General features: G+C 41.9%; 18 protein-coding genes and 1 tRNA gene. 14 read left to right on the top strand and 5 right to left on the bottom strand.

The genetic code is table 11. The annotated features are described in order from the left end of the window. Positions 1-43: 43 nt before the first annotated feature. From ACZ5V1_RS12355 to ACZ5V1_RS12310, 10 genes are all read left to right on the top strand, one after another. On the top strand, positions 44-1,432 hold the full coding sequence (locus ACZ5V1_RS12355) for an NAD(P)/FAD-dependent oxidoreductase (protein WP_464389098.1): 1,389 nt from the start codon (positions 44-46) through the stop codon (positions 1,430-1,432). A 500-nt stretch (positions 1,433-1,932) separates the two neighbouring features. Further along, positions 1,933-2,010 (top strand) — tRNA-Glu (locus ACZ5V1_RS12350). An 882-nt stretch (positions 2,011-2,892) separates the two neighbouring features. Next, a complete protein-coding gene (locus tag ACZ5V1_RS12345) occupies positions 2,893-4,509 on the top strand; it encodes an aldolase catalytic domain-containing protein (protein ID WP_464389097.1) in 1,617 nt (538 codons plus the stop codon). Between the two features lie 9 nt (positions 4,510-4,518). After that, complete coding sequence (locus ACZ5V1_RS12340) at positions 4,519-5,223, top strand: acylneuraminate cytidylyltransferase family protein (RefSeq protein ID WP_464389096.1); 705 nt, start codon at positions 4,519-4,521, stop codon at positions 5,221-5,223. Continuing rightward, positions 5,223-5,888: an HAD family hydrolase gene (locus ACZ5V1_RS12335; protein ID WP_464389095.1), complete on the top strand. Its 666-nt coding sequence runs from the start codon at positions 5,223-5,225 to the stop codon at positions 5,886-5,888. Before ACZ5V1_RS12340 ends, ACZ5V1_RS12335 begins: the two co-directional genes overlap by 1 nt. 57 nt (positions 5,889-5,945) lie before the next feature. Next, positions 5,946-7,742 (top strand): ABC transporter ATP-binding protein, encoded by a 1,797-nt coding sequence (locus ACZ5V1_RS12330; protein WP_464389094.1) that lies wholly within the window; start codon positions 5,946-5,948, stop codon positions 7,740-7,742. A 17-nt stretch (positions 7,743-7,759) separates the two neighbouring features. Next, positions 7,760-9,133, top strand: coding sequence for a nucleoside/nucleotide kinase family protein (locus ACZ5V1_RS12325; protein WP_464389093.1), 1,374 nt, complete (start codon positions 7,760-7,762; stop codon positions 9,131-9,133). Positions 9,134-9,200: 67 nt separating this feature from the next. After that, the gene (locus tag ACZ5V1_RS12320; RefSeq protein WP_464389092.1) at positions 9,201-9,869 is read left to right on the top strand and encodes a phosphotransferase family protein; all 669 of its coding nucleotides are present in this window, start codon (positions 9,201-9,203) and stop codon (positions 9,867-9,869) included. A 43-nt stretch (positions 9,870-9,912) separates the two neighbouring features. Continuing rightward, positions 9,913-10,653 carry a hypothetical protein gene (locus ACZ5V1_RS12315; protein ID WP_464389091.1) on the top strand — a complete coding sequence of 247 codons (741 nt, stop codon included), beginning with the start codon at positions 9,913-9,915 and terminating at the stop codon, positions 10,651-10,653. Positions 10,654-11,908: 1,255 nt separating this feature from the next. Continuing rightward, positions 11,909-12,403, top strand: a complete 495-nt coding sequence (locus tag ACZ5V1_RS12310) for a LysR substrate-binding domain-containing protein (protein WP_464389090.1) — start codon at positions 11,909-11,911, stop codon at positions 12,401-12,403. Positions 12,404-12,987: 584 nt separating this feature from the next. Here the strand turns inward: ACZ5V1_RS12310 and ACZ5V1_RS12305 are convergent. Together ACZ5V1_RS12305 and ACZ5V1_RS12300 are read right to left on the bottom strand one after the other, a co-directional pair. Continuing rightward, a complete protein-coding gene (locus tag ACZ5V1_RS12305; protein ID WP_464389089.1) occupies positions 12,988-14,661 on the bottom strand; it encodes an amidohydrolase in 1,674 nt (557 codons plus the stop codon). A gap of 379 nt (positions 14,662-15,040) precedes the next feature. After that, positions 15,041-15,514, bottom strand: a complete 474-nt coding sequence (locus ACZ5V1_RS12300; protein WP_464389088.1) for a phosphate-starvation-inducible PsiE family protein — start codon at positions 15,512-15,514, stop codon at positions 15,041-15,043. Positions 15,515-15,652: 138 nt separating this feature from the next. Here ACZ5V1_RS12300 and ACZ5V1_RS12295 point away from each other — a divergent pair, with 138 nt between their 5' ends. Then, complete coding sequence (locus ACZ5V1_RS12295; RefSeq protein ID WP_464389087.1) at positions 15,653-18,310, top strand: cation-translocating P-type ATPase; 2,658 nt, start codon at positions 15,653-15,655, stop codon at positions 18,308-18,310. 60 nt (positions 18,311-18,370) lie between these two features. On the opposite strand, the gene ACZ5V1_RS12290 is transcribed toward ACZ5V1_RS12295, so the two are convergent. Next, the gene (locus tag ACZ5V1_RS12290; protein ID WP_464389086.1) at positions 18,371-18,832 is read right to left on the bottom strand and encodes a universal stress protein; all 462 of its coding nucleotides are present in this window, start codon (positions 18,830-18,832) and stop codon (positions 18,371-18,373) included. Between the two features lie 722 nt (positions 18,833-19,554). Between ACZ5V1_RS12290 and ACZ5V1_RS12285 the strand changes: the two genes are divergently transcribed. Together ACZ5V1_RS12285 and ACZ5V1_RS12280 are read left to right on the top strand one after the other, a co-directional pair. Further along, positions 19,555-21,054, top strand: coding sequence for an ATP-binding cassette domain-containing protein (locus ACZ5V1_RS12285; protein ID WP_464389085.1), 1,500 nt, complete (start codon positions 19,555-19,557; stop codon positions 21,052-21,054). Between the two features lie 783 nt (positions 21,055-21,837). Further along, positions 21,838-23,472 (top strand): L-serine ammonia-lyase, iron-sulfur-dependent, subunit alpha, encoded by a 1,635-nt coding sequence (locus ACZ5V1_RS12280; RefSeq protein ID WP_464389084.1) that lies wholly within the window; start codon positions 21,838-21,840, stop codon positions 23,470-23,472. A gap of 291 nt (positions 23,473-23,763) precedes the next feature. On the opposite strand, the gene ACZ5V1_RS12275 is transcribed toward ACZ5V1_RS12280, so the two are convergent. Then, positions 23,764-24,033 carry a hypothetical protein gene (locus ACZ5V1_RS12275; RefSeq protein WP_464389083.1) on the bottom strand — a complete coding sequence of 90 codons (270 nt, stop codon included), beginning with the start codon at positions 24,031-24,033 and terminating at the stop codon, positions 23,764-23,766. A 127-nt stretch (positions 24,034-24,160) separates the two neighbouring features. Continuing rightward, the gene (locus ACZ5V1_RS12270; RefSeq protein ID WP_464389082.1) at positions 24,161-24,544 is read right to left on the bottom strand and encodes a DUF4345 domain-containing protein; all 384 of its coding nucleotides are present in this window, start codon (positions 24,542-24,544) and stop codon (positions 24,161-24,163) included. Between the two features lie 226 nt (positions 24,545-24,770). Here ACZ5V1_RS12270 and ACZ5V1_RS12265 point away from each other — a divergent pair, with 226 nt between their 5' ends. After that, entirely contained in the window at positions 24,771-25,886 is a 1,116-nt protein-coding gene (locus ACZ5V1_RS12265; protein ID WP_464389081.1) for a sensor domain-containing diguanylate cyclase, read from the top strand. Positions 25,887-25,893 lie beyond the last annotated feature (7 nt).

Genomic DNA, 25,893 nt, shown 5'->3' with positions numbered 1-25,893 from the left:
AGAATACGGCTTGGGCTAAATAGAATGTTTGGAGATTGCTACTATGTCTAATAAGACAGATTTTGACGTTATTGTTGTTGGCGGCGGCCCTGCTGGGCTGTTTGCTTCCTACTATCTTGCAGAAAATTCTAATCTTTCTGTATGTATGATTGACCGCGGCCCGGCGGTAAAAAATCGAACATGCCCAATTGGAAAAACCCAGAAGTGCGTGAAATGTAAACCCTGCCATATCCTTTCCGGTATCGGCGGAGGCGGCCTTTTTTCCGATGGTAAGCTGAACTATATCCACAAGCTTGGAAAGACTGATTTGACCCAGTTTATGGGACTGCAGGAAGCAAAAGATCTGATCGATGAGACAGAAGTGATCTTTAACAAGTTTGGCATGGATGGCCCTGTGTATCCTTCCAACATGGATACAGCAAAAGCCATTCGTAAAGAAGCAAACAAGAACGGTATTGATCTTCTGTTGATTAAACAGAAGCATCTCGGTTCTGACTGTCTTCCTGATCATATCGACAATATGTCCAGCTACCTTGCTGAACGTGGTGTTGAGATTAGAACTAAGGAAGAAGTTAAACGCGTTGTGGCTGAAGACGGAAAAGTGCAGGGCGTTGAGACTAACAAAGGTACTTACACCGCCAAGCAGGTAATTCTTGCTCCGGGTCGTGTAGGCGCAGATTGGATCAGCACTGTATGTAAAGAATACGACTTAAATGTTTCTCAGCGCGGCATCGAAGTTGGTGTACGTGTTGAAACACATAATGACGTAATGTCTGATATTACCGATGTGGTATACGATCCTACGTTCTTCGTGCGTACTTCTAAATACGACGACCAGACCCGTACTTTCTGTACAAACCCTGGTGGCTTTATCGCGCTTGAAAACTATCAGGATTTTGTGTGCGTTAACGGGCATGCATTCCGCGATAAGAAATCTGAAAACACCAACTTTGCGTTCTTATCTAAAGTAGTGCTGACTGATCCTGTTTCAGATAACACAGGCTACGGTACAGCTATTGGTAAGCTTGCAAGCATCATTGGTGACGGTAAGCCTATTTTGCAGCGTCTTGGTGATTTACGCCGTGGTAGACGTTCTACATGGACTCGTATCAACAACGGTCACATTGCCCCGACTATGACAAACGTAGTTCCTGGTGACATCGCTATGGCGCTTCCTGAGCGTATTGTGACAAACCTTGTTGACGGTCTTGATCAGCTTAACTCCGTAATTCCTGGTATCGCTGATGACGGAACCTTGTTGTACGCTCCAGAGATTAAGTTCTTTGCTACTCAGGTTGAAACTTCCAACGAGCTTGAGACATCTATCGATGGTCTCTACGTTGCTGGTGACGGCCCTGGTGTAGCAGGCAACATTGTTTCTGCTGCTGCTACCGGTATTGTTCCGGCTAAGGCTATTATCGCGAAAAATTAAAACATCAAGCGACACAATGCGTGTCGTTGGTCAGTTCTATATAATGATAAGCTGCGTTCTGAAAGGGACGCAGCTTTTTTTGGGATGAAAAAAGGTCAAAAAAAAGACCACCAAATGGTGGACTGCATTATTGAAGACAAAAGAAGAGAGAATCTACCTACAAACTCTGTTAGCGTATTGCTGCTTGGTTCGGCCTTGTCATGCACTTAGTGCACCGGCTCCGAATCCTAAATCTTTTATTCAGTAGATTCTCTCACTGTCTGTTCGTTCTTTTTACCCATTAGCCTTTCTTATCCTCCGTTAGGGTTGATGACTATATCTTCTGGAAGGTATATCGATATGTGCTTCCTTACAGTTCTAAGATAAGACCCCTTGAGCTCTGTGGCAAGAGGGAAAAAAGTTTTTTCATAGAAAATAATAAAAAATCTAGTTGACAGCGAAGCCTGTTTTCCATAAATACCTTTTCGCACGTGAGGGAACTCACGAAGCACATATGAAGCGTCCCCATCGTCTAGCCTGGCCCAGGACACCTGCCTTTCACGCAGGCGACAGGGGTTCAAATCCCCTTGGGGACGCCAAGCAATTTAAGCTCTTACACGAAAGTGTAAGAGCTTTTTTTGTTACATTGTAAGCCCAGGGTGTAAGTTTTTTATTTTTAGGCTGCATCTGCTTCACCGTTGTTCCTGTCTTTTTTCGTAGCCCTTTCAGAGACAGTTTCCGTCTTCGGGGTAATCGTGCTGAGAATGTCCACAGATCACAGAGGAGAAGACGGTTTAACTATGACAAACTCTGAATCAAGAGTGACCTTTGTTTCTATGCTTTTAAATATGGTCGCCAACTCTCTATAAAAAAATGCGAAGTTCCAGCAGCCACGTCCCTACGTTTTATTATGAGCATAAAAAGACTATTTAAAAGCAAAGCCTTAAAATTAAGACTGAAATATTTTAAACTGTTAGTCCTGCTTTTTATTTAAAATAAAAGTACTTATCTAAAGAAAAAGCATTGCACATATTACCTGCACAATGCTTTTTCCATTTTATCATGCGAAATGATAACACATTACAATAAAAATAAGTCCGCTACTTCATAGATGTAGACAAACTACTTGTCATACAGTACAAAATACAAGCGTTCAGATAAAATTGGAACAAAATCGATAGGCTACGCCCTATAGTCTTGAAAAAAAACATAAAAGTACTTGCAAAGCAATCGGTTTATTGGTGGCGCTATTGCATGCATATTCAGTGTGGTATTGTTTCAGAAATAAACCATGGAACAGCAGCTCATTCCTAGCTTTAGTCTACTTATGCGCACCACCAAAGATCATGGCAAAGCAAATAGCTAAGCGCCTAGCATCTTCAAACTCCAATTAGCCAAATGTCACATATTTTACACTTCACAACCATAGTTGAATAGACTAATCCCTATTCGTTTTCTTAAATTAGACGTTAGGAGTACTGATGCAACAACATAAAAAAATAGTCCATTTGGATTGCACCCTTCGTGATGGTGGTTATTACACGAAATGGGATTTTTCAAAAGATCTGATGGAAGACTATCTTGTTGCCGTAAAAGCTGCTGAGATTGATGTCGCAGAAATTGGCTTCCGTCTCTGGGCAAACAATGGTTTTAGGGGCGCCTGCGCCTATACGACAGACGAATTTTTGGAAACTCTAAATATTCCTGATGGTCTATCGATTGGTATTATGATGAACGCCGCAGATATTGTCACTGACGAAAAACTTAATCTAGAACGATTAGAAAAGCTAATGCCGCGGCTAGCCAAAAACTCACCAGTTGATCTCGTTCGCATCGCCAGTCATGCGCATGAATTTGAACCAGTGCTCAAGGCCTGCAAATGGCTGAATGAAAAAGGCTATATAACCAGTGCCAACATCATGCAAATCAGTGAGCACTCGGAACAAAAAATTGAAGAAATTGCCGCCAAGGCCTCTGAATATCCAGTTGATGTGCTTTACTTTGCTGATAGTCTAGGCAACATTAAGCCCGAAGATGTTACAAAAATTACCAACGCAATACGTAAACGTTGGGGTGGCCCTATTGGTATTCACGCGCACGACAATCTTATGCTGGCATTCGCCAACTCTACACAAGCTTTGGACAGCGGTGCTGAATGGGTCGACAGTACCATCACGGGAATGGGAAGAGGCCCCGGGAATCTGCGAACAGAAGAGTTCGTCCTTGAAATGGCAAAATTTAAAGAAAAGCCATATGACTTATTGCCGTTGCTTAAACTTGTTCGAACAACTTTCAACCCGCTAAAGAGTGAATACGGTTGGGGTAGCAATCCCTTCTACTACATGGCTGGCTTATACTCCATTCATCCTACCTATATTCAGGAAATGCTTAAAGACAGCCAATATGATGAAGAAGATATCCTGTCTGTAGTATATCACTTAAAAAACACAAACAGCGCAAAGTTTGACTGCACCGCCCTTAACGCAGCCAAGAATTTCTACTCTGGACCACCACGGGGATCATGGACTCCCAGCGTCGCTCTAAAAAACAAAACTATATTGTTATTGGGAGTTGGGCAGAGTATCGAACAACACAAAGAAGCGATTGAAACATACATAAAAAAAGAAAAACCTACCGTTCTGGCATTGAACACACTTAAGCATATTGATTCCGATCTCATTAACTACCGTGTGGCTTGTCACCCTGTTCGACTGCTTGCAGACGCTAAAAAGCATCTAAAATTTCCGGCCCCTCTAATCACCCCTTTAAGTATGCTGCCAGAAAGTTTACAAAATGTTTTAAAGGCCAAAAACGTGTGTGATTTCGGAATTGAAATTCAACCAGAATGTTTTGAATTCAATGACACATCATGTGTTACTCCAACTTCAAATGTGATTGCATATGCTTTAAGCGTGATTTGTTGTGGACGATCTAAAGAAATATTACTTGCTGGCTTTGACGGTTACGCCATGGGAAGTGCCAGAAATGATGAAATGAATAAAATATTTCATCTTTTCAAGAAAGAAATTGATATCCCGTTATGTTCCGTGACGCCGACAGTTTATAAAATTCCGCAACAAAGCATTTACGCGATATAAAGGAATATCATGATGAAAGATATTTCAATCATCTTGCCTATGCGCTCAGGCTCGCAAAGAGTGATAAAGAAAAACTCAAGGCCTTTTCACCCCAACGGGCAAAGCCTTTTTCAATATAAGCTCGCTCAGATTGTAAAACTCAAAGATGAAGTTTCTGAAATTGTTATTTCTACAAATGATAAGGAAATCATCGATCAACTCCCTAAAGAATTATTAGAAAATTCAAACGTTCGCCTAGTTATTCGTCCTGATGAGTTATGCAGCTCAACTACAAAAGTACAGGATCTTATTGGCCATATTGAAGAGGCCACAACAGCTAGCGTGATTTTCTGGGTGCATGCAACATCTCCATTTCTTAACGAAAACGACTACCGAGCCGCAATTGCCCAATATGAAGAATCCATTAAGAATCAAACAGCAGACTCCTTGATCAGCGTTAATAAAATTCAGCAGTTTATATGGAATGAAAAAGAAAAACGAGTGATCAATACGGACAGAAACATCAATCCTTGGCCAAACACTCAAGATCTTGATCCGTTGTATGAGATCAATCATGCCTTTTATATCAATTCAAGAAAAAACTACAATGAGTTGAAGGATAGAATAGGTAAGTCGCCGGCTCTTTATGTGTGCGCGGGGCTCAAGAAAATTGATATTGATTGGCAAGATGACTTCATTATTGCACAACAACTAATTCCACTTTCTGAGAAATAATGAATTTAGCCACCTACAAAACATTTCTTTTTGATTGTGATGGCGTCATACTCAATTCAAATATAATAAAATCGAACGCCTTTTATCAAACAGCTCTCCCTTTCGGAGAGGATGCTGCAAAAAAATTTTTACAATATCACGTTCAGAACGGCGGCATATCTCGATATGAAAAATTTGAGTATTTTCATGACGTTATAGTTCCTAAATACAATAAAAACATTGTTAAAATTACAACGTCAGAGTTGCTGGACGCCTACGCCACCCAAGTCAAAAAAGAGCTGATGTGTTGTGAAATCGCATCAGGTCTTGCTCAACTGCGCGCAATCGTACCAGACGCGAAATGGTGCATTGTCTCAGGGGGAGATCAAGAGGAGCTTCGTGCGGTGCTTAACACTCGCAAAATAGGCAGCATGTTTAACGGCGGCATTTTTGGTAGCCCGGATAACAAGTTTGAAATTTTGGAGCGTGAACTCAAGAACAGCAACATCAAATCCCCTGCACTATTTCTAGGAGACAGCAAACTAGACCATCAAGCCGCAGCGACATTCGAAATAGATTTCGTTTTTTTAAGCAAATGGACTGAATTTCATAACTGGAAAACGTATTGCCATGAGAACAACTTAAAGACAGTTTCATCAATACATTGCTTGTTAGAGAGTTTTTAGCCAAGATAATCCAACCTAACTTCAAAAAACAACCTTTTACGATCGCATACACTAAAAATGATACATAAAGTTTTTACTCTTCTGAGTAATAAAGGTAAGAAAAACGCAATATTGGTAACATCCATTATTATCTTTCAAGCCTTACTAGAGGTTGCTGGTGCCGCATCTATTGTTCCATTACTCATCCTGTTTGTAGACTCAGGTCGCGCACTGGACAACAGCATTATTAAAAAGATTGCAGAGATCACCTACAGTCTAGGTTTTCCTAAAAGCATCGACTTCACCGTCGTTCTGATTTCAGCTTTGCTCGTTCTTACAATTTTAATTTTTTTAGTGCGTTCATACAGCAGCTATCAGCGAACTCTGTTCGTTGAAAAAACGCGCTTTTCACTCAGTCAACGTTTATTAGCTTCTTACCTGAGTCAGGATTACGAATACTTCCTAACGCAAAATTCTAACGACCTGTCCAAAAATTTGCTATCTGAGGTAGATCAAGTCATAGGAAAAGTCATACACACCTTTGTGAACATGGCTGCCAATGTTGTTGTAGGATTTGCCATCCTTGTATTTCTATTTATCGTAAACCCAGTTGTCGCATTGGTGACCTTCTTTGGAGCTGGTGGAATATACGCACTCATCTACGCTTCTTTATCCAAAACCTTATTCCATATGGGGCAAGATAGATTAAAAAGAAATAAAGAACGTTTTATATTCGCAGGAGAAATATTTGGCGGAATTAAGACCATCAAAATCACAGGAAACGAAGAATATAGTGTGCAGAAATTCTCCGTGCCCAGCCTAGCCTTTGCTATGCTGAACGGAAAAAGACAGGTCATTAACGACGTTCCGTCATATTTTATTGAGGCGTTTGCACTCGGTGGATTAATCATATTCACCTATTTAAATGTTACATCACCTTCCGCTTCCTCCCCAGAAGAGCTCATCCCGCTCTTGGGACTTTACGGTTACTCATTTTATAAGCTTAAGCCCGCAGTAAGCAGCATCTTTGTAGGGTTATCAAGCTTAAAGTACGGCGCTAAAACTATTGAAAAAATTCACAATGATTTAATGATGCAACTCCCCTTGAGTGCGCCTCTGAGTGGGACAGAAAAATTACGTGTTAAGCATAAAATACAGTTTGCCGATGTTGACTATAGTTACAGCAATAACTCAGAAAAATCCGCATTGTCATCTATCAACCTTGATATCCTATCTGGAACTAGCCTAGCCATTGTTGGCAGTACCGGGTCAGGGAAAACAACCCTAACAAATATATTACTAGGCCTATTGGAACCAAATAAAGGCAAAGTACTGCTTGACTGCCAAGAACTCAATAAAACCAATGTCAGAAGCTGGCAAAAAAATATTGGATATGTCCCGCAAGACATCTTTATGATGGACGCTTCAATAGCAGAAAATATTGCGTTTGGTATACCCAAAAATCAAATTGATATGGACGCCCTCAAGAAGGCCGCACACGCAGCGAGAATCGGTCAGTTCATTGAAAGCAAATTAGCTGATGGATATGACACAACAATTGGAGATCGAGGTATACGCTTATCCGGTGGTGAAAAACAAAGAGTCGGTATCGCCAGAGCACTATATTCCAACCCCGACATCTTGGTTTTTGACGAAGCCACGAGCGCCTTAGACAGTGTTACAGAAAAAGAAATCATTGAAGAGATCGACAAGCTCTCTCAGCACAAAACGATCATAATGGTTGCTCACCGCCTTAGCACCGTAAAAAAATGTGATTTAATTGTCGTTTTAAGCAATGGTAAAATTGAAACCACTGGCGCATATAGTGAACTTGTAAAGGAAAAGAACTCTTTTTCTAAAATGTTAAATAGCTAGGTAGCACTCTTAAATCCATGAATTTGAATAATGTCCTGATCCTTTTAAAAAACGATCTAAATAGCATTGGAGAGGAAATTCTTCTGGCCAAAGAGCCCGATGAGAATGATATAGATGTAGACACATTCATCACCAACAGGTCCCATTGTGCTGTCATACACCTCGGTACAAAGCCTCCTGTTCCGTTAGTGTTCACACATAAAACCAGAGGCTTTGCCTATTATTTATCGCAAGGTGGCTTTATCAAGCCTATTGACCTTTACGATGCGCCGTTTATTTCAGACTCCTCTATCACTTGGTTTGCTTCTCGCGCGCAAGCTAGTCAGTTTAACCCCAGAGTAAAAGTCTTGTCACAACAAGATCAAGCCGCATGCTTGATCTATAAAGCGATTAAGAAAAAGAAACATAAAATATCTCGATATGAAAAAATACGAAAAATTATACGAAATATGGATATTGAGGCCTTGCAAGAAGCAGTTCAAGGCCTATGTTACAGCCAAGGTGAAGATAAGCAGTTTATAAAAAATGCCAATAACGCTGCTCAACTTTTGTGTTCCGAAGAATCTACATCTGCAAAATTTGAAACTTTAACCGATCAGTCGCCACAATCCCATATAACTTTAACAAAGCGAATTGGTCGAAAAATAAATACAATTGTTTCCATTTTGAAAAACTCACATTTTATTGCGCAAGTTCGTGAAACCAAAGCACCAATAGTTTGTTGTGTGGGAGTCGACGGGGCTGGAAAATCAACGACAATAAAAAATTTAGACACCTCAGCACAAAAACTGGACTGTTTTAAAACAAGGATGGAGACTAAAACACAATATCATCCACTGACAAAATTCTATATGAAAAAACTCAAATGGGTATTTAGTTTTATCAGGTTTATTTTTAATAAGTTAAAGGGAGCAAGAGTAGAAAGTTTCTTAGAATACGTGGAAATGCGCACTAATCTGTTTTTTATTTATTTTGACACCAAGCAGAAAATCTACAGTCTAATCCAGAAATCAAAAAATGGTAGCATGGTAGTTGTAGACCGTTGGTGGCTCGATTTCTTTATCGCCCAAAAGAACGAATCAGTTCTGCAAAAACATTCAACTGTACTTAGCAAGTTCTTGTCACTTCCGCACCCGGATCTATTTATTCTAGTAGAAGTTCCAACCAAAATTTCTCTACAAAGAAGGGCTAATGAAAATCAGCGCGATATTTCCTACAAAAAGGAAAAACTTGCTGCTTTTATGGTTCAACACTTTAACGTCAAGCTGTTAAGACTTAATGGTAGCGATGAAATTGAAGACAATATAAAAAAAATCCATCGCGACCTTTATAAAACATGGTGTAACTCTCTCTCCAGAACCAAGAGGCCTTCAGCAAGTGACACTGTATAAACTAACTAAAAACAGAGCTTCTTTTTCGTTTTATAAGTATTTTATAAAAGCAATCTTCGTAAAGAACATGAAACGAATAGAATCATTTCCCTCAGCATCAAAAACAAGCCGCTTTCTTGACAAACAGGGTATTGCGTATTGTCCAAGGATGATATTTCAAACGAGATTTCTTTGTTTATATATTGAGGGTTACGAGAATGTTAAAAGTGCCCAGCCTCTTACGAATGAAAAAGGGACATTTTACCGCACGGTTGAAGACGTATTATTTCGCATGCCAATCAAGCATAACAATGTTTCATGGCATGCTATCCTTGCACCTGAAATATTAAATAGCATCCAACACAAGCCAGAGATATACAACTACATCGAAGTAATTCTAGGGGATAAAAAATATAATAACACCGGAATGCATGGTGACTTGAACCCGAATAACGTCTTAATAGATCGTGATCAAAATTTTTGGATTGTAGATTGGGAAAACCACAGTGAAAATGGATCTGTTTTATGGGATCTATACTGGTTTTATGGCATCTGGAAAAGAAGCACACCTAAGCCACCTGATGATATTATTTCTATTTATAATCATGTCGAAAAGTCTTATGTCAATAAATCGGAAATGCTTTTAATTTATGCTCTAATGAAATTTCGGCTCGATTTGCAACGGCATAATAAAACTAGTAAAATAGCCTTAGAAAATTTTTTCCAAAGGGTATCTGCTATCATGGTAATGTGCTAACTCAGCACCTAGGATTCAGCCGATATCTGACGAGATATTTAAAATGCACATAAACACCCTCCTTAAAAAAATCATCAGCGCTACGAAAAAAAATAAGTCTATATCGCCATCCCATGATGAATGTATAATTTTTGGCAGTGGTCCATCATTAGACAAGTTAGATGGAGATTCTACTTTTCTAAACGAAAAAGACCTGATTGGCTGCAACTTCGTACATCAACACCAATCATTGGCCGGAAAAAGCTTTAAATTTTTTTCTATGGTCGATCGCGACTACACCCGGCAAGTAAATAGAGCTTATTTTCAGAACATAGACAGCGAACATTTTTTAGTTTCTACAAAAAACGCATATCTGCTCGATTGTTGGTGTTTAGCCCAAAAAAACATCCATATGATTCCAACCAAAACATTCGGTCCTGGAATTGAAAATGATTTGATCATTTCAGGTAAAGAACTCGTCACAGGCAACTCTCTACCTTTTTTAATACAATGCGCCGCTTTTTTAGCTGGCTATAAGACCATATACTTATACGGCGTAGATCACTTTAGTATGGACTGTTTCGACGATAGCAAAGACCATAATTTCAACGAATACCATGGTAGAAAAGTAAAAAACCTGGCAATGAGTCGTGATAAATTGTTGTATATCAATGAGTTGTATAGTTTTGTTGCCAAGCTTTGTGAACAAGAGTCAGTTAAGGTGTTAAATTTAACCCCTAATAGCAAGCTTGAAGTATTCAAAAAGATCAATATTGATGGCTTAGTTACTTCCTCATCAGATTAATAACAAAACAGCATCTTATACCGTGAATTTAAAACAATTAGTACAGTATAAAACAGGCTTCGCATTAATTCGAATAAGCAATTCGGGTAGTACAAACGGAAGCTGCTTCAAACACTGCAGGTGGTTTCTGTAACGGTATATAGTAGCGGCAACGAGGCTATCAAGCTTCAAGTACGTGCAGGAGTGGCACTTGAATTGTCTCGGGATTCTGCTAGCAGACTCTAATCCGCATCTTTGGAGTCGATAGTGCTTGATGATGCCGTACAGGCAGTTATTGTGCTCGACGCTAGTGAAATGTCAAGACTGTTAACTGGCTGTCCATGTTGATTGCTGATCATTATGAGATGCTTTTACTGGCAACTTATCTGTATTCTGCAATAGTGATCTTACTACAAAAAAGTGGAGCCTCAGTTAGGCTACAAATCACAGAGCGACTATTTCATATTTAGACGAGCCTTACGCCATTTTTTTCAGCTAGCCTTGAACAAAGTTTGAAGTTAAACCAAATACGTTAGGGAAAAGATGGTTAGACGTCCGTATTAAAGCGATTGCAGGCGAAAGCACTATGCAAGCTCTGTTTCTCGAAGCTCTCGCTGAATTAATTTCGCCGGAGCATATCGACGAACGTCTATATATTAATCAATAATACGTCGTAACAGCTTGATATGTTGAACTTAACAAAAGAGTTGATAGCATGGGATTCAAACGGGCTTGGCAATAAAATTTTTCGGGTAACAGCTAAGTAATTAAAACGAAAAATAATGAACATCAAAGCGGCCTAGTGGCAGCGGTATTGTTCAAAATATTAGGATAATCATCCGATTTGTTTTGAACCTATCTTCCTTTCACGCAGGCTGCAGAGGTTCAAATCCCCTTGGAGACGCCAAGCAAGTTAAGCTCTTAACGAAAGTGTAAGAGCTTTTTTTGTTCGAATTTCTGGGGAACGTCTTGAGTGCATGAAGTACGCTTCTTAAAGGGAAGCTTACGGATTAATGTCATCGATGATGTTTGCAGGCTAAAGAAAGGATGAAGCTGGTCTGACGGTATGAGTGACTAACTTAACATATGAATGCATGTTGAATTTAACTAGTGATATTGTAATATAACTGTAAATTAACGTATGGTTAGGTTGGTGTAACTTAATGAATTACTGCATTTGAAAGTTCTTTTATTAGCCGCAGAAAAAGGTTCAATTTTTTCTGCGGCCCGTAAAATAGGAAAGAAACAGCCTTAAGTAAGCCAATGGATCTCTGACTTGGAGATTGACCTTGGCGTAGTTTTTTTTGATCGAACCGGCAATAAAACTAAGTTAAGTAAAGATGGAGAACAGTTACTCCCTTATCTTTCACATGCCATGAGTCAGTTTGAAAAATTTGTTCAAAGTGCAGAGATGATCGCTCAAGAAGAACCGATAATGCAGACTATAGGGATTGAAAACTATCTTCCTGATCTTGCTTTTGTTTTGTCGCTCTCAGCAGCATTGAATTTACCTTATGTAAGTGTCGAAGTGTGTCGCGATGAAAGACTCCAGTTGATGCAAGCCATAATTGAAGGCGATATTGATATCATAATGATTCATGAGTCAGATACTATTCATCATCAACATCTCGAGCATTGCCGTTTAGGTTATTACAAAGAAGTGCTGATATGTAGCCCTGATCATCCACTCGCAACTTTAGAGGGCGTATCCCCCGATGATTTGAGTCTTTCTCGAGAGTTAATTTGGGAGAACTATCTCAGGGTGAGGTAGGGGATAATGGTGAAGGCTATAGCCCTAGCTATGGCGTGTTTTCTGACATATGTTGCTTATTACGATGCTAAAAAAAAATAAAGGCTTTGCGTTCTTACCGGCAGAAAGCGTCACCCACTACATAGAAAGTGATCAACTACTAATTGTAAATTGTGATTTTAAGCCTGCAGGTATCGATCGTAGAATAGAGTTATGTTGGCGTAATGGCTTAGTGCTGTCGAAACACGGTGATCAGGTCATAGATGCGTTTAGAGCTATGCATGAGCTTGCCAGTCGATCTGTATCTTAATCAAGAGGTGATATTTGGTTCAGAGGACGAATTTGGGATCTGAGCTGTCGTTTCCGATAAGTTGCTTCAAAGGTGCCAATGCACCTTCGCCCTTAATAGCCAGTTTTTGATTGTGTTGTAGATTGATTATTTTTCTTTATATGGCGCATGTAGTTAAAAGAGTAGTTAAGTACCTCAGGCACAATGAATATCTGTGAAACCAGTTGCCTGACTGTTACTTCAACATAACAAGCTGTTACTAGACTCAGTTTTTTATGGAAAAGATGGTGCAAGCACGCCATGCACCATCTATTGATTATTCTTCTGAGTCGAATACAACCTCACCTTGTAGCACTGTCATCAGGATTTCTGTATCCGCAATCTCATCGGCTGATAACTGAGTAATGTCCTGCTTTAAAATGACAAAGTCGGCTGATTTTCCAACAGTTATTGATCCGGTAATATCACTTACTCCTAAACTTTCAGCAGCATTGATCGTATAGGCATTGATAGCGGAATGCACATCTGGCAAACCCGTGTTTCCCATTCTCAGGCTATTCGCAATTCCAATTAATGGATTAATATCATGCACATTCCAATCACTGCTTAATGTGACATTCGCACCTGTATCAAAAATGGCTCTTGGGTTCATCAAAGCCTTGGAGCGCTCAGCCCCTAGAAAGGGTTCTGCCCACTGGTGATCGTGTTCTGCTACGTAATCAGAACCGACTTGGAAGTCGGCTGTTACATTCAGTTTTGCGAAGCGAGGCACGTCCGTTAAGTTTACCAATTCAACGTGAGTAATGGTGTAAGGTTTTTTTGAACCTTTTTTACGAATATGTTCTACGGCATTTAATGATTCGCGAACCGCACCATCACCAATTGCATGGATGTGGGCGCTGAAGCCTATCTTGTCTAGTGCCTCCAGCCAGTTTTTCATTTGATGTGGTGGGATATAGTTGATGCCATGAGGCTTATCCGGAACATAACTATCCAAATACGGTGCTAGTGTTTTCGCCGTGCCATTAATAATGATCCCGTCGCTATACATTTTAACCTGATCTACCAATAGTAAGCGTGAGTGATCGTTCGATTGCACTTTCTTCAAAAATTCTAGCTGAGGTGCCACTGGATCTGTTGGGTAAATCCACGGACGTAGTGAAACACGGGCGGTCAAATCATCATTTTTTTCGGCTTGTTCCCACACCTTATACCAACCGCGTTTCCAATAAAGTCGCCCATCCCCAATGGTGGTGATGCCATGTGCTGCTGCTTCTTCAAGGCCAATCATTAGTCCTTCATAGCTTTGGTCGAACTCCTTTTCTAAGCTATTCCACGCAATCTCCATGATGGTATCGCCAGCGTTATCAAATAGAATTCCATTTAGTTCACCGCTTTTTTCATCTTTAAGGATCTTTCCCCCTTTAGGCTCGGGGGAGTCTTTGGTGATACCTGCCAATTTAAGTGCTGCGGAGTTGACCCACATTGAATGCGAAGTTTGCTCCATGAACACGACAGGTTGTTTTGGAAAAACACGGTCAATCACTTCAAGCGGTGTGTAACGATTGTCTTCAGTTAAGATTGCATCCAAAGAAAACCCATAGCCTATCAGCCAGCCATCAGGTTTTGCTTTTTTACTGCACGCCATTAAATAAGGGATTTGTTCTTCAAGTGATGCGTCCATATCTAATTCACAGTTTCCGCCAACTTCTGAAGCTGCCTCAAACACATGGTTGTGATTATCAATAAAGCCCGGCAGTACATATGCCTGCTCAAGATCAATAATTTCAGTGTGTTTATTACGGTATGTATCCATTATTTTTGCTTTGCCAACAAAAACAATATTACCATTGTGAATGGCTATTGTATCGGCACTCTTGTGGCCGTATATCTTAGCGTTTGTGAGAATTATATCTGCTTGTTCGACAGCCAGTGCATGAGGACTCATGAGTAGGCTCGCTATTACTGTCAAAAGATAAATTCGCTTCATTCTTCATTCCTTTCATAATCCGGAATTATAAAAAATAGGGAGGAGTGTTCGGGATGAAGAGAGTCTATTGCAGCTCAAAAATAAAAGCAAAATAGTAACGGTAAGAATATTGAAGTATTAAAATCGGGCTTAGTAGAAGTTCATCTGTCTAAGTGAGGTTGACCATCATTTGCTGGACACCGTTAGGTTGTAGTCGGCTCAAACTATTCAACAGACACGGATAACATATATATTTTTATCAAAATATTAGGTGGGATGTTCCAGTGGTGGAAGTTGATTTTTATGATCAGACTGAACTTATGTTACGCTCTTTCGACCCTGTCGCCTAACCACTTTCTTTTGTAGTTTTCGTTGCAACTTGGTTTATCAAAAAAGCTCTCTACGATTTTTTTCCAAGAAGCCAGTATGTCACGCCAAGGCATAGAACGACTAACCCGATAGCACCAATATCTTCCGCTTTGGTATATTCAAGATCCAACACAATAACTTTTCGGGCTGCGGCCATAAGAGCGGTAGCTACGACCATGCGGATATGCAACACGTCTTCGCGCAGGTACATGGTTATATTGGCGAATATTTCAATGGCGATAAGCACAGCCATAAATGCACCGAAGGTTGCCAGTATGTCGTGAATACTAAGCAATAAAAAAGGTGGTTCAAGCATTCGTTGATACAGAATCCATACAACATCTAATATTCCCCAAATAATCACAAACGTCATTAGTATTGCCAAGCATCTCACTGCCAGCCTGATTTTCTTTTCCAGTAAGTTTATAAGCGGATCTTCTTTACCTAGAATGTTGCATTTAGCATTTAATGTAGTGTCAGGACTCTGCTGTTTTTCATTATGCATGATTTCCTCTCGTGACATATTCTGTATCGTACATATATAGCAGTGTAGTTATGATTCGTACAAACTGTTTTGATTATCTTGTTCCAATCATGAATTGTGATATGTTCATATGGATGCCACCTTCACAAGGAGAGGACTATGGAATGGTACACCCAATCTCAAGATGAAATATTTAAATCGTTTGTTGTCGATTCTAAAGGGTTAACTCCTGAACAGGTAGAGTCCCAGCGTAAGCGTTATGGTGAAAACAAGGTTGGAAAAGAAGAGGGCGTTAACTACGCGCGTATCGCGCTTCATCAGCTAAAAAGCCCCCTTATTTTAATATTATTAATTGCTGTTGTGGTTACTCTTCTCCTTGCCGAGTATGTTGATGCATTGGTTATTCTGACTGTTATCGTTTTGAATGGAGTTATCGGCTTCGTTCAAGAGGCTAAAGCAGAACAAAGCGTCCGATCTCTGCAACAAATGATTACACCGAAGACCATCGTCACTCGGGGCGGAAAGGAAATGGAAGTGCCCAGTGCGTCCTTAGTACCGGGTGATATCGTTTCTTTGGTTTCAGGAGCCATGGTTCCTTCAGATATCAGATTGTTTTCGATCACAGAGTTACGAGTCGACGAGTCTATGCTGACAGGGGAATCTGTTCCAGCGATTAAGACAACCGAGACTCTACGTGACAGCGGATTGTCTCCCGGTGATCAGACCAATATGGTCTTCATGGGAACTATTGTTGTGAACGGCAGAGCCAAAGGGGTTGTCGTAGAAACTGGCGATCGGACAATGCTCGGCATTATTGCCAGTACTATTCGCTCGGCAGGAAAAGTCGTCGCTCCAATTCAGGAAAAAATCGAGAGGCTTGCAAAGTACATCGGCCTTCTCGTTATGATTTCGACTTCCTTGTTGTTTGTCTTTGGTCTTATTTTAGGAGCGTCCGTTAAAGATATGTTCCTGACAGCCGTTGCAGCAGCTGTTGCAACGGTTCCCGAAGGCTTGCCTATTGTCGTCACCATTGCGATGGCTGTCGGCGTTAAACGGATGGTAAAATACAACGCAATTATCCGTAATCTTCCTGCCGTGGAAACTCTTGGTAGCACAACGGTCATTTGTTCCGATAAAACGGGAACTCTCACTGTAAACCGTATGACGGTGACCCGTCTGTTTGATGGAATCAACGACTTAGCTGTGAGCGGTATTGGCTATACCCCTGAAGGTGCGTTTGATGATATGCAAGGGAATCTTTTCCCTCTAAGTGACCAGCAGTTGCAGGTCTTACGTGTAGGACTTCTGTGTAATGAATCTCGACTGGTTCAGCGCGATGGTGCGTGGGAAGTAGAAGGAGATCCGACGGAAGGGGCACTTATCGTTTCAGCGATGAAAGCGGAACTGAGGGTTGAAAAAGAAATTTTGGATTGGCCCCAGATAGCCATTTTGCCGTTCGAATCAGAACGCGGCTTCATGGCGACGTTGCATGAAAAAGATGGAAAAGCTTTTATGTTCGTAAAAGGTGGTCATGACCGCCTTATGGAATTATGCACGGAATGCGTTTACAGTGAAGGGTTGAACCGCAATGCCATTCTGGAGAAAGCTAAAGAGTATGCTTCTCAGGGGATGCGAGTGCTTGCCTTCGCTATTAAAGAGATGCCCGCAGGCACCACGAGCATAAGTGATGATGATGTGTCGACTGGCTTAGTGTTTATCGGCCTACAGGGAATGCTCGACCCACTTAGACCGGAAGCTATAGAAGCTGTTGGCAAGTGTCACGATGCGGGAATTCGTGTTGTTATGATCACTGGGGACCATGCTGAAACGGCAACAGCTATCGCACGCAATCTGGATTTAGAGGTTGCTGATTCGGGTGCAGTTACAGGTACACGGCTTATTGATATTGACGAGAAGGGATTGGATTCTCTGGTACGCGAGACTTCAGTTTTTGCCCGCATTGCACCGGAAGATAAGTTTCGTATTGTTAATGCCCTCAAACGGCAGGGAGAGATTGTTGCCGTGACCGGCGATGGCGTGAACGATGCACCTGCTCTTAAGACTGCTCACATCGGAGTAGCAATGGGCAAGGGGGGCACGGACGTTGCCCGCGAAGCTTCGGATATGGTTCTTGTAGACGATAATTTTTCAAGTATATTTCATGCGGTACGTGAAGGCCGCATTGTGTTCGACAACCTGCGAAAGGCTGTCTTTTTTCTACTCCCGACCGGCCTTGCGGCGATCTGGTCTATCTTGTTGACTATGATAGCGGGCATTCCGATTCCGTATGTCCCTGCTCAGTTGCTGTGGATCAACATAGTAACAAATGGATTGCAGGACGTAGCCTTTGCTTTTGAGCCAGGTGAGAAGGATGTTGAGCAGCGCGCCCCAAGACCGACAGGTGAAGGTATTGTAAACGGCCTGCTGATACAACGCACGGCTATAGTCAGTGTGTGCATCGCGTTAGGTGTCTTTTTTATATTCACCCTCGCATTAAATTCTGATTATGAGTTGGAAAAGGCTAGAACCATGGCTATGACAACTATGGTGCTTTTCCAATTTTTCCAAGCCTTCAACTCTCGCTCTGAGTATACCTCGGTATTTCAGATGAACCCATTCTCGAACAGGTTCCTTTTCGTTAGTATGACGCTTGCGTTGTTGGCTCAGATTTGGGTGGTTTCATCCCCTATGATGGAAGTGATATTCCGGACAAGACCTTTAAGTGTTGTAGAGTGGGGAATGTGCACCTCGGTTGCGGTTTCCGTTGTTCTGGTGGTAGAATTCGATAAGTATTTACGAAGAAAATTTCGCCGTTAAATGAAAAGAATAAAGCCCCCGACCAGAAGGTCGGGGGCTTTATTCTTTTCTTATTCTTACTTAGACGAAGCAGGCTTGATCAGGATAATATTCGCGCAGTTGTCTGGTTACAAGCACTGGGCATTTAGCTCCGTGGAGCACCTTGATGGCAACGCTGCCCATTATAGCTCCTTCAATGGCAGAATGGCCACGGGAGCCCATGACAATGAGGTCGCAGCCTATTTCGTCTGCGACATTGAGAATCACGTTGCCGGTTTCGCCAGCTCGAGACATGGTGGTTACTGAAGCGCCGCAGTCTTCTAAAAGTACTTTGTACTCTTGTAAAAGCTCCTCTGCATGGCTTGAAAGCTCTTCCTTGACTATCTGTAGACCTCTACCACTCAGCAACTGACTAATCGGTCCATATGCATGAAGAAGTATAACTTGGGCGCCGTTTTGGTTAGCAAGGGAAGCTGCGTATTTGGCTGCATTCTTGGAAGGAATGGAACCATCAATGGGAACAAGTATCTTTTGGGGCTTCATTCATCTGCTCCTTAGTTGTAGTCTCTTAAAATTACGGTGTATTAAAAGAATAACATACTCCGAATTAACAGCAAGGGCTCTTCATTGAAAATAAGATCTCTTTGCCTTTAATCAGGCCGGAGGAGACTTGAAAATTTAACTGAGTTTTTCGATAGATTATCTCTAGTTTCGTACTTCATCTATATCTAAAAAGATAAGAATCATAATGACCAGTACGTATAAATAAGTCCCATTGGCATATTGTCCGATGGGCTTTTTTTGTTCAAATTTTGAGGGACAGAGAATTAACTTTTATTCTTTAGCGCGTAGAAAATTATGAATGAGATTGTTGCCTTTTTGTTGAAATGGATTTTTTTTGCGTTTGGTGAAAACGGTACAGAATTGGGTATTGGGGTATTGAGATGAACTTGCCGCTACCTAAATTTAGTGCCTTTAAAGAGAGGCTGGAATGAATAAACTTGAGTAACTATGAATGTGGTAATAATCTGCAAATAGTTGTAGCTAAATCAGGGTCTGTTTTGAGGCACTATAGTAATGGGTGTAAAATAGGCGTGTGCTCCCAACTTAGTGTTTGAACCCTGATGAATTGTATGGATTGGGCATTCGCGATCATTGTGTGATAACGTTACGACTGAAAATATTTGGATGAAAAAATGGATCACCAATCTTTATATATACCGATTCTTCGACTCGAAAATGTAAGTGTTCGAAGAGGGGAAACAATGGCTCTTTCGAACGTTTCCTGGGAATTGAAATCAGGGGATAATTGGGCAGTCATTGGTGGCAACGGAGCGGGCAAAAGCACGTTTCTTTCTCTTGTGCGTGGCGATATTTGGCCAACTCAGACTATGGGGCAGCGTCACTATTTCGATAAAGACGGCAAACCATCCTTGTCGCCTATAGGTTTTAGAGAATACACAACTACAATTTCTGCCGAACTTATAGATCATTACCTTCGTTTAGAGCGTGTTCTTGATGGCAAGACTTTGCTTATGACCGGTCTGCGTAATACGCCTCTGGTATATACCCCGCCTAAGCAGGAAGAGTGGGATAACGTACATGCCCTTGCAGAACGCATGGGTGTTGTTGAGTTTTTGGATAAGCCACTGCCGGAATGTTCCAGTGGTCAGATTAAGCGACTTTTTCTCGCTCGCGCTATGGCCTGCAATCCACGTATGCTTTTTTTAGATGAGTATGCTGATGGACTCGATCGTCAGGCCCGATTGGAAATAGTGGCTCTTATCGATCGAATGGCAGAATCGGGAGTGCGGGTTATTTGTGCTACGCATCGCGCAACAGAGCTTCCGGCCTGTGTTAACCGTATTCTCATGCTAGAGAACGGACGTATTGTTCATGCAGGAGCTCGAACTGTTGGTAATTCAGGCAGTAATGAGTCTTCATCAAAAGTCCAGCCAGAGGGACAAGGAGCTATAGATAAGAACTCCGCATTATCTGGTCATTCTGTGACTATTCCGGAAGACATTCCACAGACGGCAGTAATGAACCTTTCCTTACTGCCTGCTCCAAAGCCTGTTTCTCCTTCTACTCCCGTGTTATCTCTTTCCGATGCAACAGCAGGGATTGTACGCAATGCCAATTTGATTGTTAACGCTGGTGAACGTTGGATGCTCACAGGCCCTAACGGTGCAGGCAAGTCTACACTGTTACGTATGATTGCAGGAGAGCTGCCTGCTGCCTACGGTGGTGAAGTCCGCTGGTTTGGACAGGGGCGCATTCCGACTGATGGCGAGTACAAGGATTTTTGGAGCATCAGAAAACGCATGGGGTTGGTGTCTCCTCGTTTGCAGACCTTGCATCGGATGGAACTACGCGTCGTTGATATGGTTCTTTCTGGATTTTGGCAGCATATCGGATTGCACAATTACCCGACCCCGACAATGGAGAAGGCCGCTCATGATACCCTCACTGCCCTGGGTATTTCTAGCCTTGCCGAACGCAATGCTAATACTCTTTCCTACGGTCAGCTTCGCAAGGCTCTCATTGCCCGTGCTCTTGTAAATAGTCCAAGCCTGCTTATTCTAGACGAACCTTTCAGCGGGTTGGATGCACCGTCTCGTCAGGATATGCGCGCCATTCTCAGTGGACTTGCCGATGAAGGACTCACTATGTTCCTTGCAACACATCATCCTGAAGAATCGCAAAATTGGGCGACGAACACGGCAACTATTGAGGACGGTATTGTTACAGTATTGCCGGAGTAAAAAGTACACGGATAAATTTTTCTTGATGGTGGAGGGTGGCTGCTACAACCTCCACCATCAACACTGATTACTTTTGATTAATAAAGTGAGTTCTGAGCGAACCTTTCGGTGAGTTACAAAGAAACATGCCATCACGAAAGCTTGGAATGTATGTCACATCTTTTTTTGCAACATATTCTGTGAATTTTCTCATGATTCACATGCCATCCTTCTCTGCGCAATTGAGGATATTTCCCTTGGAAACGATCTTCATTGCATCTGAATTTTCCCATCTACTTTTTTATAACGCAGTATATATCTAACTATCTATACAGAAGAGGCAAACTGCCCTAAGTCTTGTAGTTATCTGCTCCTTGAGTCTTTGGAGCAGGTTGGCGATATTGTATTTCGTTTTATAAAAAATGCTTTCTGTACTTATAATTATTCATGTATTCAATGTTGTTATTGTTGTGTTACTGGGGAGCAAGTCGGATTTATTGCTGCTATCTCTTGCAACTAGCAAGTATTATAGAATCCGGTATTTTTTCAGTGCAATTTTCTGCTATTCTCGCTGTGAATCCTGATGAGAGCAATAGTACTTCGTTGACAGCCCCCTTACTGTATATCGGTATTTGTGTCGGTAAACACAGGTGGAGGGTTCTCTGTTGCCAACGTTGTATTTTATTGTTTTGTGCGGTTTTTAAAGCTCATCGTTACAACATACTATCCATACATTGCACTGTATCTATCAAATTGTTTCTTGGAATTGAATATAGGTATGACAAAGCAACATAAGGAACCAGTATGACCAAACTACCATCAAGTATCTTCAACGAAGTCATAGGGCCAGTGATGACCGGTCCCTCCAGCTCTCATACAGCAGCTCCATCACGTATCGGAAATCTTGCAGGTCAATTAGCAGGCGGTAAGTTGTCGCGTGTTCAAGTGACATTTGAAACCAATGGTTCTTTTGCCACAACATACAGAGGGCAGAAATCAGATCAAGGGTTAGCAGCAGGGTTGATGGGTATGTTTCCACCAGACCCGAGGTTGTCTGACGCTCTTTCGCTCATAGAAGCTTCAGGAGTAGATCTGACTTTTGTAATAAAAGATTTCAAAGCTGATCATCCAAACGTTGTGCTCTTGGATATTGTTGATGAGCATGGCGGCTTCGTTTTTGTGAAAGCATTATCCACCGGTGGCGGGCGAATAGAGTTGAATGAAATTAATGGTTGTCCGATCTATATGGCTGGTGACTATCATGAACTCGTTATTCTTCTTCCAGAGCAAATCACATCTTCTATGGAACAACTTTGTAGCAAAGTGGAAGGGCTGCTTGGAAAATCCGGCGTCGTTGTTCACGGAAGTACTGTGAGCGACAACAATAAAAAAGATGGCGCATGGCGCGGGGTGATTGTTATTCATACTCGTCAGACACTTTCTTCGGAGTTGCTCAGTAGTGTGAAAGCGCTTTGCGGCAAAGCTGAGATTCGGGAAGTTGCGCCAGTTATGCCGGTGCTTGCTTCTGCCAAGTGCGAAGTTCCTTTTACTCGTGCAGAAAAATTGCTTGAATGGTGCGCGGAACATGATGATGCACCGTTATGGAAAGCAGCTGCGGCCTATGAGGCAGCGCGTGGTAATGTGGATGAGGAAACTGTTCTAAACATGATGAAGGATATTGCCGTAGTAATGGAAGCAGCCATTACCACAGGTATGACCGGTAATTTTTCAATGAGAGGTTTTCTGACACCTACTGCCGGTAAGCTGTGCAGTGCTGCTGAACAGGGTAAATTTATTCCGACCGGAATGTTGAATAAGGGCACTGTGATGGCTGTTGCCGTGATGGAATTAAATTCAGCAATGGGTTGTGTTGTTGCTGCGCCCACAGCCGGTTCATGCGGAGTATTACCAGCGGCTGTTTTTAGTACTCTTGATGAACTCGGTGTGCCTGAAGATTTACGAATGGAAGTTGCAGCAAAAGCAATGTTGTCGGCCGGACTTATCGGCGTATTTATTAGTGAACAATCGACATTTGCAACTGAAGTTTGCGGTTGTCAGGCGGAGTGTGGTTCTGCAGCCAGCATGGCAGCAGCTGCATTGGTGGAAATGGCTGGTGGATCAGCACTGGCTGCTTGTGATGCAGCGGCACTTGCTATGCAGAACTCTTTAGGGCTTACGTGTGACCCCGTGGCAGAACAGGTAGAAGTTCCTTGCATTGGACGTAATGTCGGGGCAGTAAGTAACGCTGTTTCTTCCGCAAATTTAGCCATGTTTGGCTTTAAGGGGAATTTGCCGCTTGATGACGTAATTTGCGCTATGTGGGAAGTAGGGAACGCTCTTCCGGATACGCTGCGATGCACAGGAAAAGGCGGATTATGTACCACTCCTTCTGGCGTCAAAATTAAAGAGGAAGTCGATAGAATTCGCTTTGCCTCATAGTAAGCTGTTACCTGTCTAGAAGAATAGCTACATGTCGTGGCAGAAGTGGATATGCGGCTGACTGATCGTCCTATAGAATGAAATTACAATATTCTGATTTGTCACTTTCAATATTTGTTTTGAAGGAATGAAAGCTCTTGCCTGTGGGGGTGAGAGCTTTTCATATGTTTAACAGGTACAGATTCAGTTTTTATTCCCAGACTAACAGAGCGAAATATTCTGCGTAAAAAAAAACTCCCCTCGCTATAGTGATTCTATAATGAGGGGAGTCTGTTGTTGTATATCGACCAGCTAATCTTCTTCTTTTTTGGGCTTATGATGTTCTCTGGTGTGTTCTTTATGGTCATGTTTTTTTACATGGTGGTGTTTGTCATCAGAATGAGAGTGCCCTGAGTGCGGTGCAGGATGCTTGTGGCCTTCAGATGATCCGCCGTGTTCGGTTTGCGGATGACTTTTTTCATGTTCCCGATATTCCATATGATCTTTGTTGTGTTTATGTTCATGCTCATCATCATACTTTCGTTTCATCTTTTCACTTGTTTTCTTAGATGTATGTTGCATTGTTTTTCCTTAAAAAAACGTTCTGTTTTGACAACTGCAGTGCGGGAAAATGTGACTGTACTTTGTCTGAAGAAGTTGTCTTTTTTATTTGATCAAGCCGTGTCGGTTATGCGCAATAACTTTGGCGCTACATTGTCAGCGCAAGGAATAATCCTGTGCAACCGAGAAATACTTCGAGAGCAAGATAAATCACCAGCAGCATGTTTGCTTTACCATCTACACACCAACTGACGGTGCGACCAAAGGCGAGTCCGAGCATAAATACCGTGAGTGATCCAAGTGCTGCCCTTGTGCCTATAAAACCCCAAAATGCAAGCATCCAATATGCGATGTTCGCAAGATACAGACCCATTATTGCGCGGAAAATGTTAGCCATATTTATTGTACGAAGTTCAACGTTGTAGAGTTTTTTCAACGTTGTTTTCGGATAGAGCCCATAGCAAAGTGCAATAGGGAGCAGGCCTATTGAACTTATAAGTAAGAGCATCTCAGCAGGAGTCATTTCGGTCATTTCAACCCCCTGACAAACGGATTTGAGTTATTTGGTTAATCGTCTGTTACTGCCGCAATGAACGGTAGGCAGATGACATGTGTCTCTGTGCTCTTCCTATTTTGGCAGGCTGTGGCGTCTCCCGCATTTATATAAAGTAATCTAATAACGGGGGCAGATTAACATCTTGACTATGATAATGGATTTCAATATCAAAAAAAGCGATACAAAAAGGTAGGGACGGTTTGTGAAAGAAAACGTGTTTAACCGCGAGGCAAAAGTTATCCGTAAAGCACGCTCGTTATTGTCGGGAGATGTGTTTCAACAGGAAGACGGAGAACAAAGCTATCGGGACTTACTTGTAGAGTACGAAAAATTAGTACGTCAGAGTAAGCGGTTATTGAAGATGGGGGATAGAATGCAGCACGCACTTTCTTCATTAAATGAAGAATTGCAATTGCGTGAGCAAACGTATCGGGGAATTTTTGAAAATGCGACGGAGGGCATTTACCGTACAGATGCACAGGGGACATTGCTTGAGGTAAATACGGCACTTGCAAATATGCTGGGGTATGAATCTGCAGAAGAATATTTAGGCAGTGCTGATGAAATTGGAACTGCTTTTAATAATCATCATGTGCTTGGCCAGTACAACGAAATGCTGAACAGCAAGCAGGTTGTGAAAGGGATGCAGGCAAAACTGCGTTGCGCAGAAGGCGATACCGTTTGGGCAGAAATTAATGCCGGTGTTATTGAATCCCAGTCTGCTGAAGGGAAACAGGTCGCCGGTGTCGTAGGCGTTATTGCGGATATTACAGAACGTAAGCGGATGATGCGCGAAATGTGCAGACTTGCCCGTACGGATTGCCTGACCAGCCTCTGGAATCGAGGATATTTTGTAGAACTTGCAACACAGGAAATTGTTCGTTGCAAGCGATTCGGTAACGATCTCTCAATACTTCTTGTGGATGTTGATTACTTTAAGCGGGTGAATGACAGATTTGGGCATGACGTAGGTGACAAAGTTCTCGTGGGTGTCGCTGATACTCTGCGGGAAACATTGCGGGAAGTGGATGTTATTGCACGGTTCGGGGGGGAAGAATTCGTTGTGATGTTGCCGGATACAGGACTTCAGGCAGCACAGCAGGCAGCGCGCAGAGTGCGTAATGCCATGCGTGAGCAAGTTTTTGCGTATGATCAGAAGCATCCTATAAAAGTCACGGTGAGCATTGGCGTAACAGCGTATCAAGATTCGTCAACGAGCTTGGACTTGCTTCTTAAACGTGCTGATACCGCAATGTATTCTGCAAAGCATAAAGGGCGTGACAGGGTAGAATATTGCCCTTTGGATTCTGTGGGGTAGATGAGAA

Source organism: Halodesulfovibrio oceani subsp. galateae (assembly GCF_055397225.1).
Note: the sequence above shows the minus strand (reverse complement) of the source record. Positions and strands in the feature narration are given on the sequence as shown.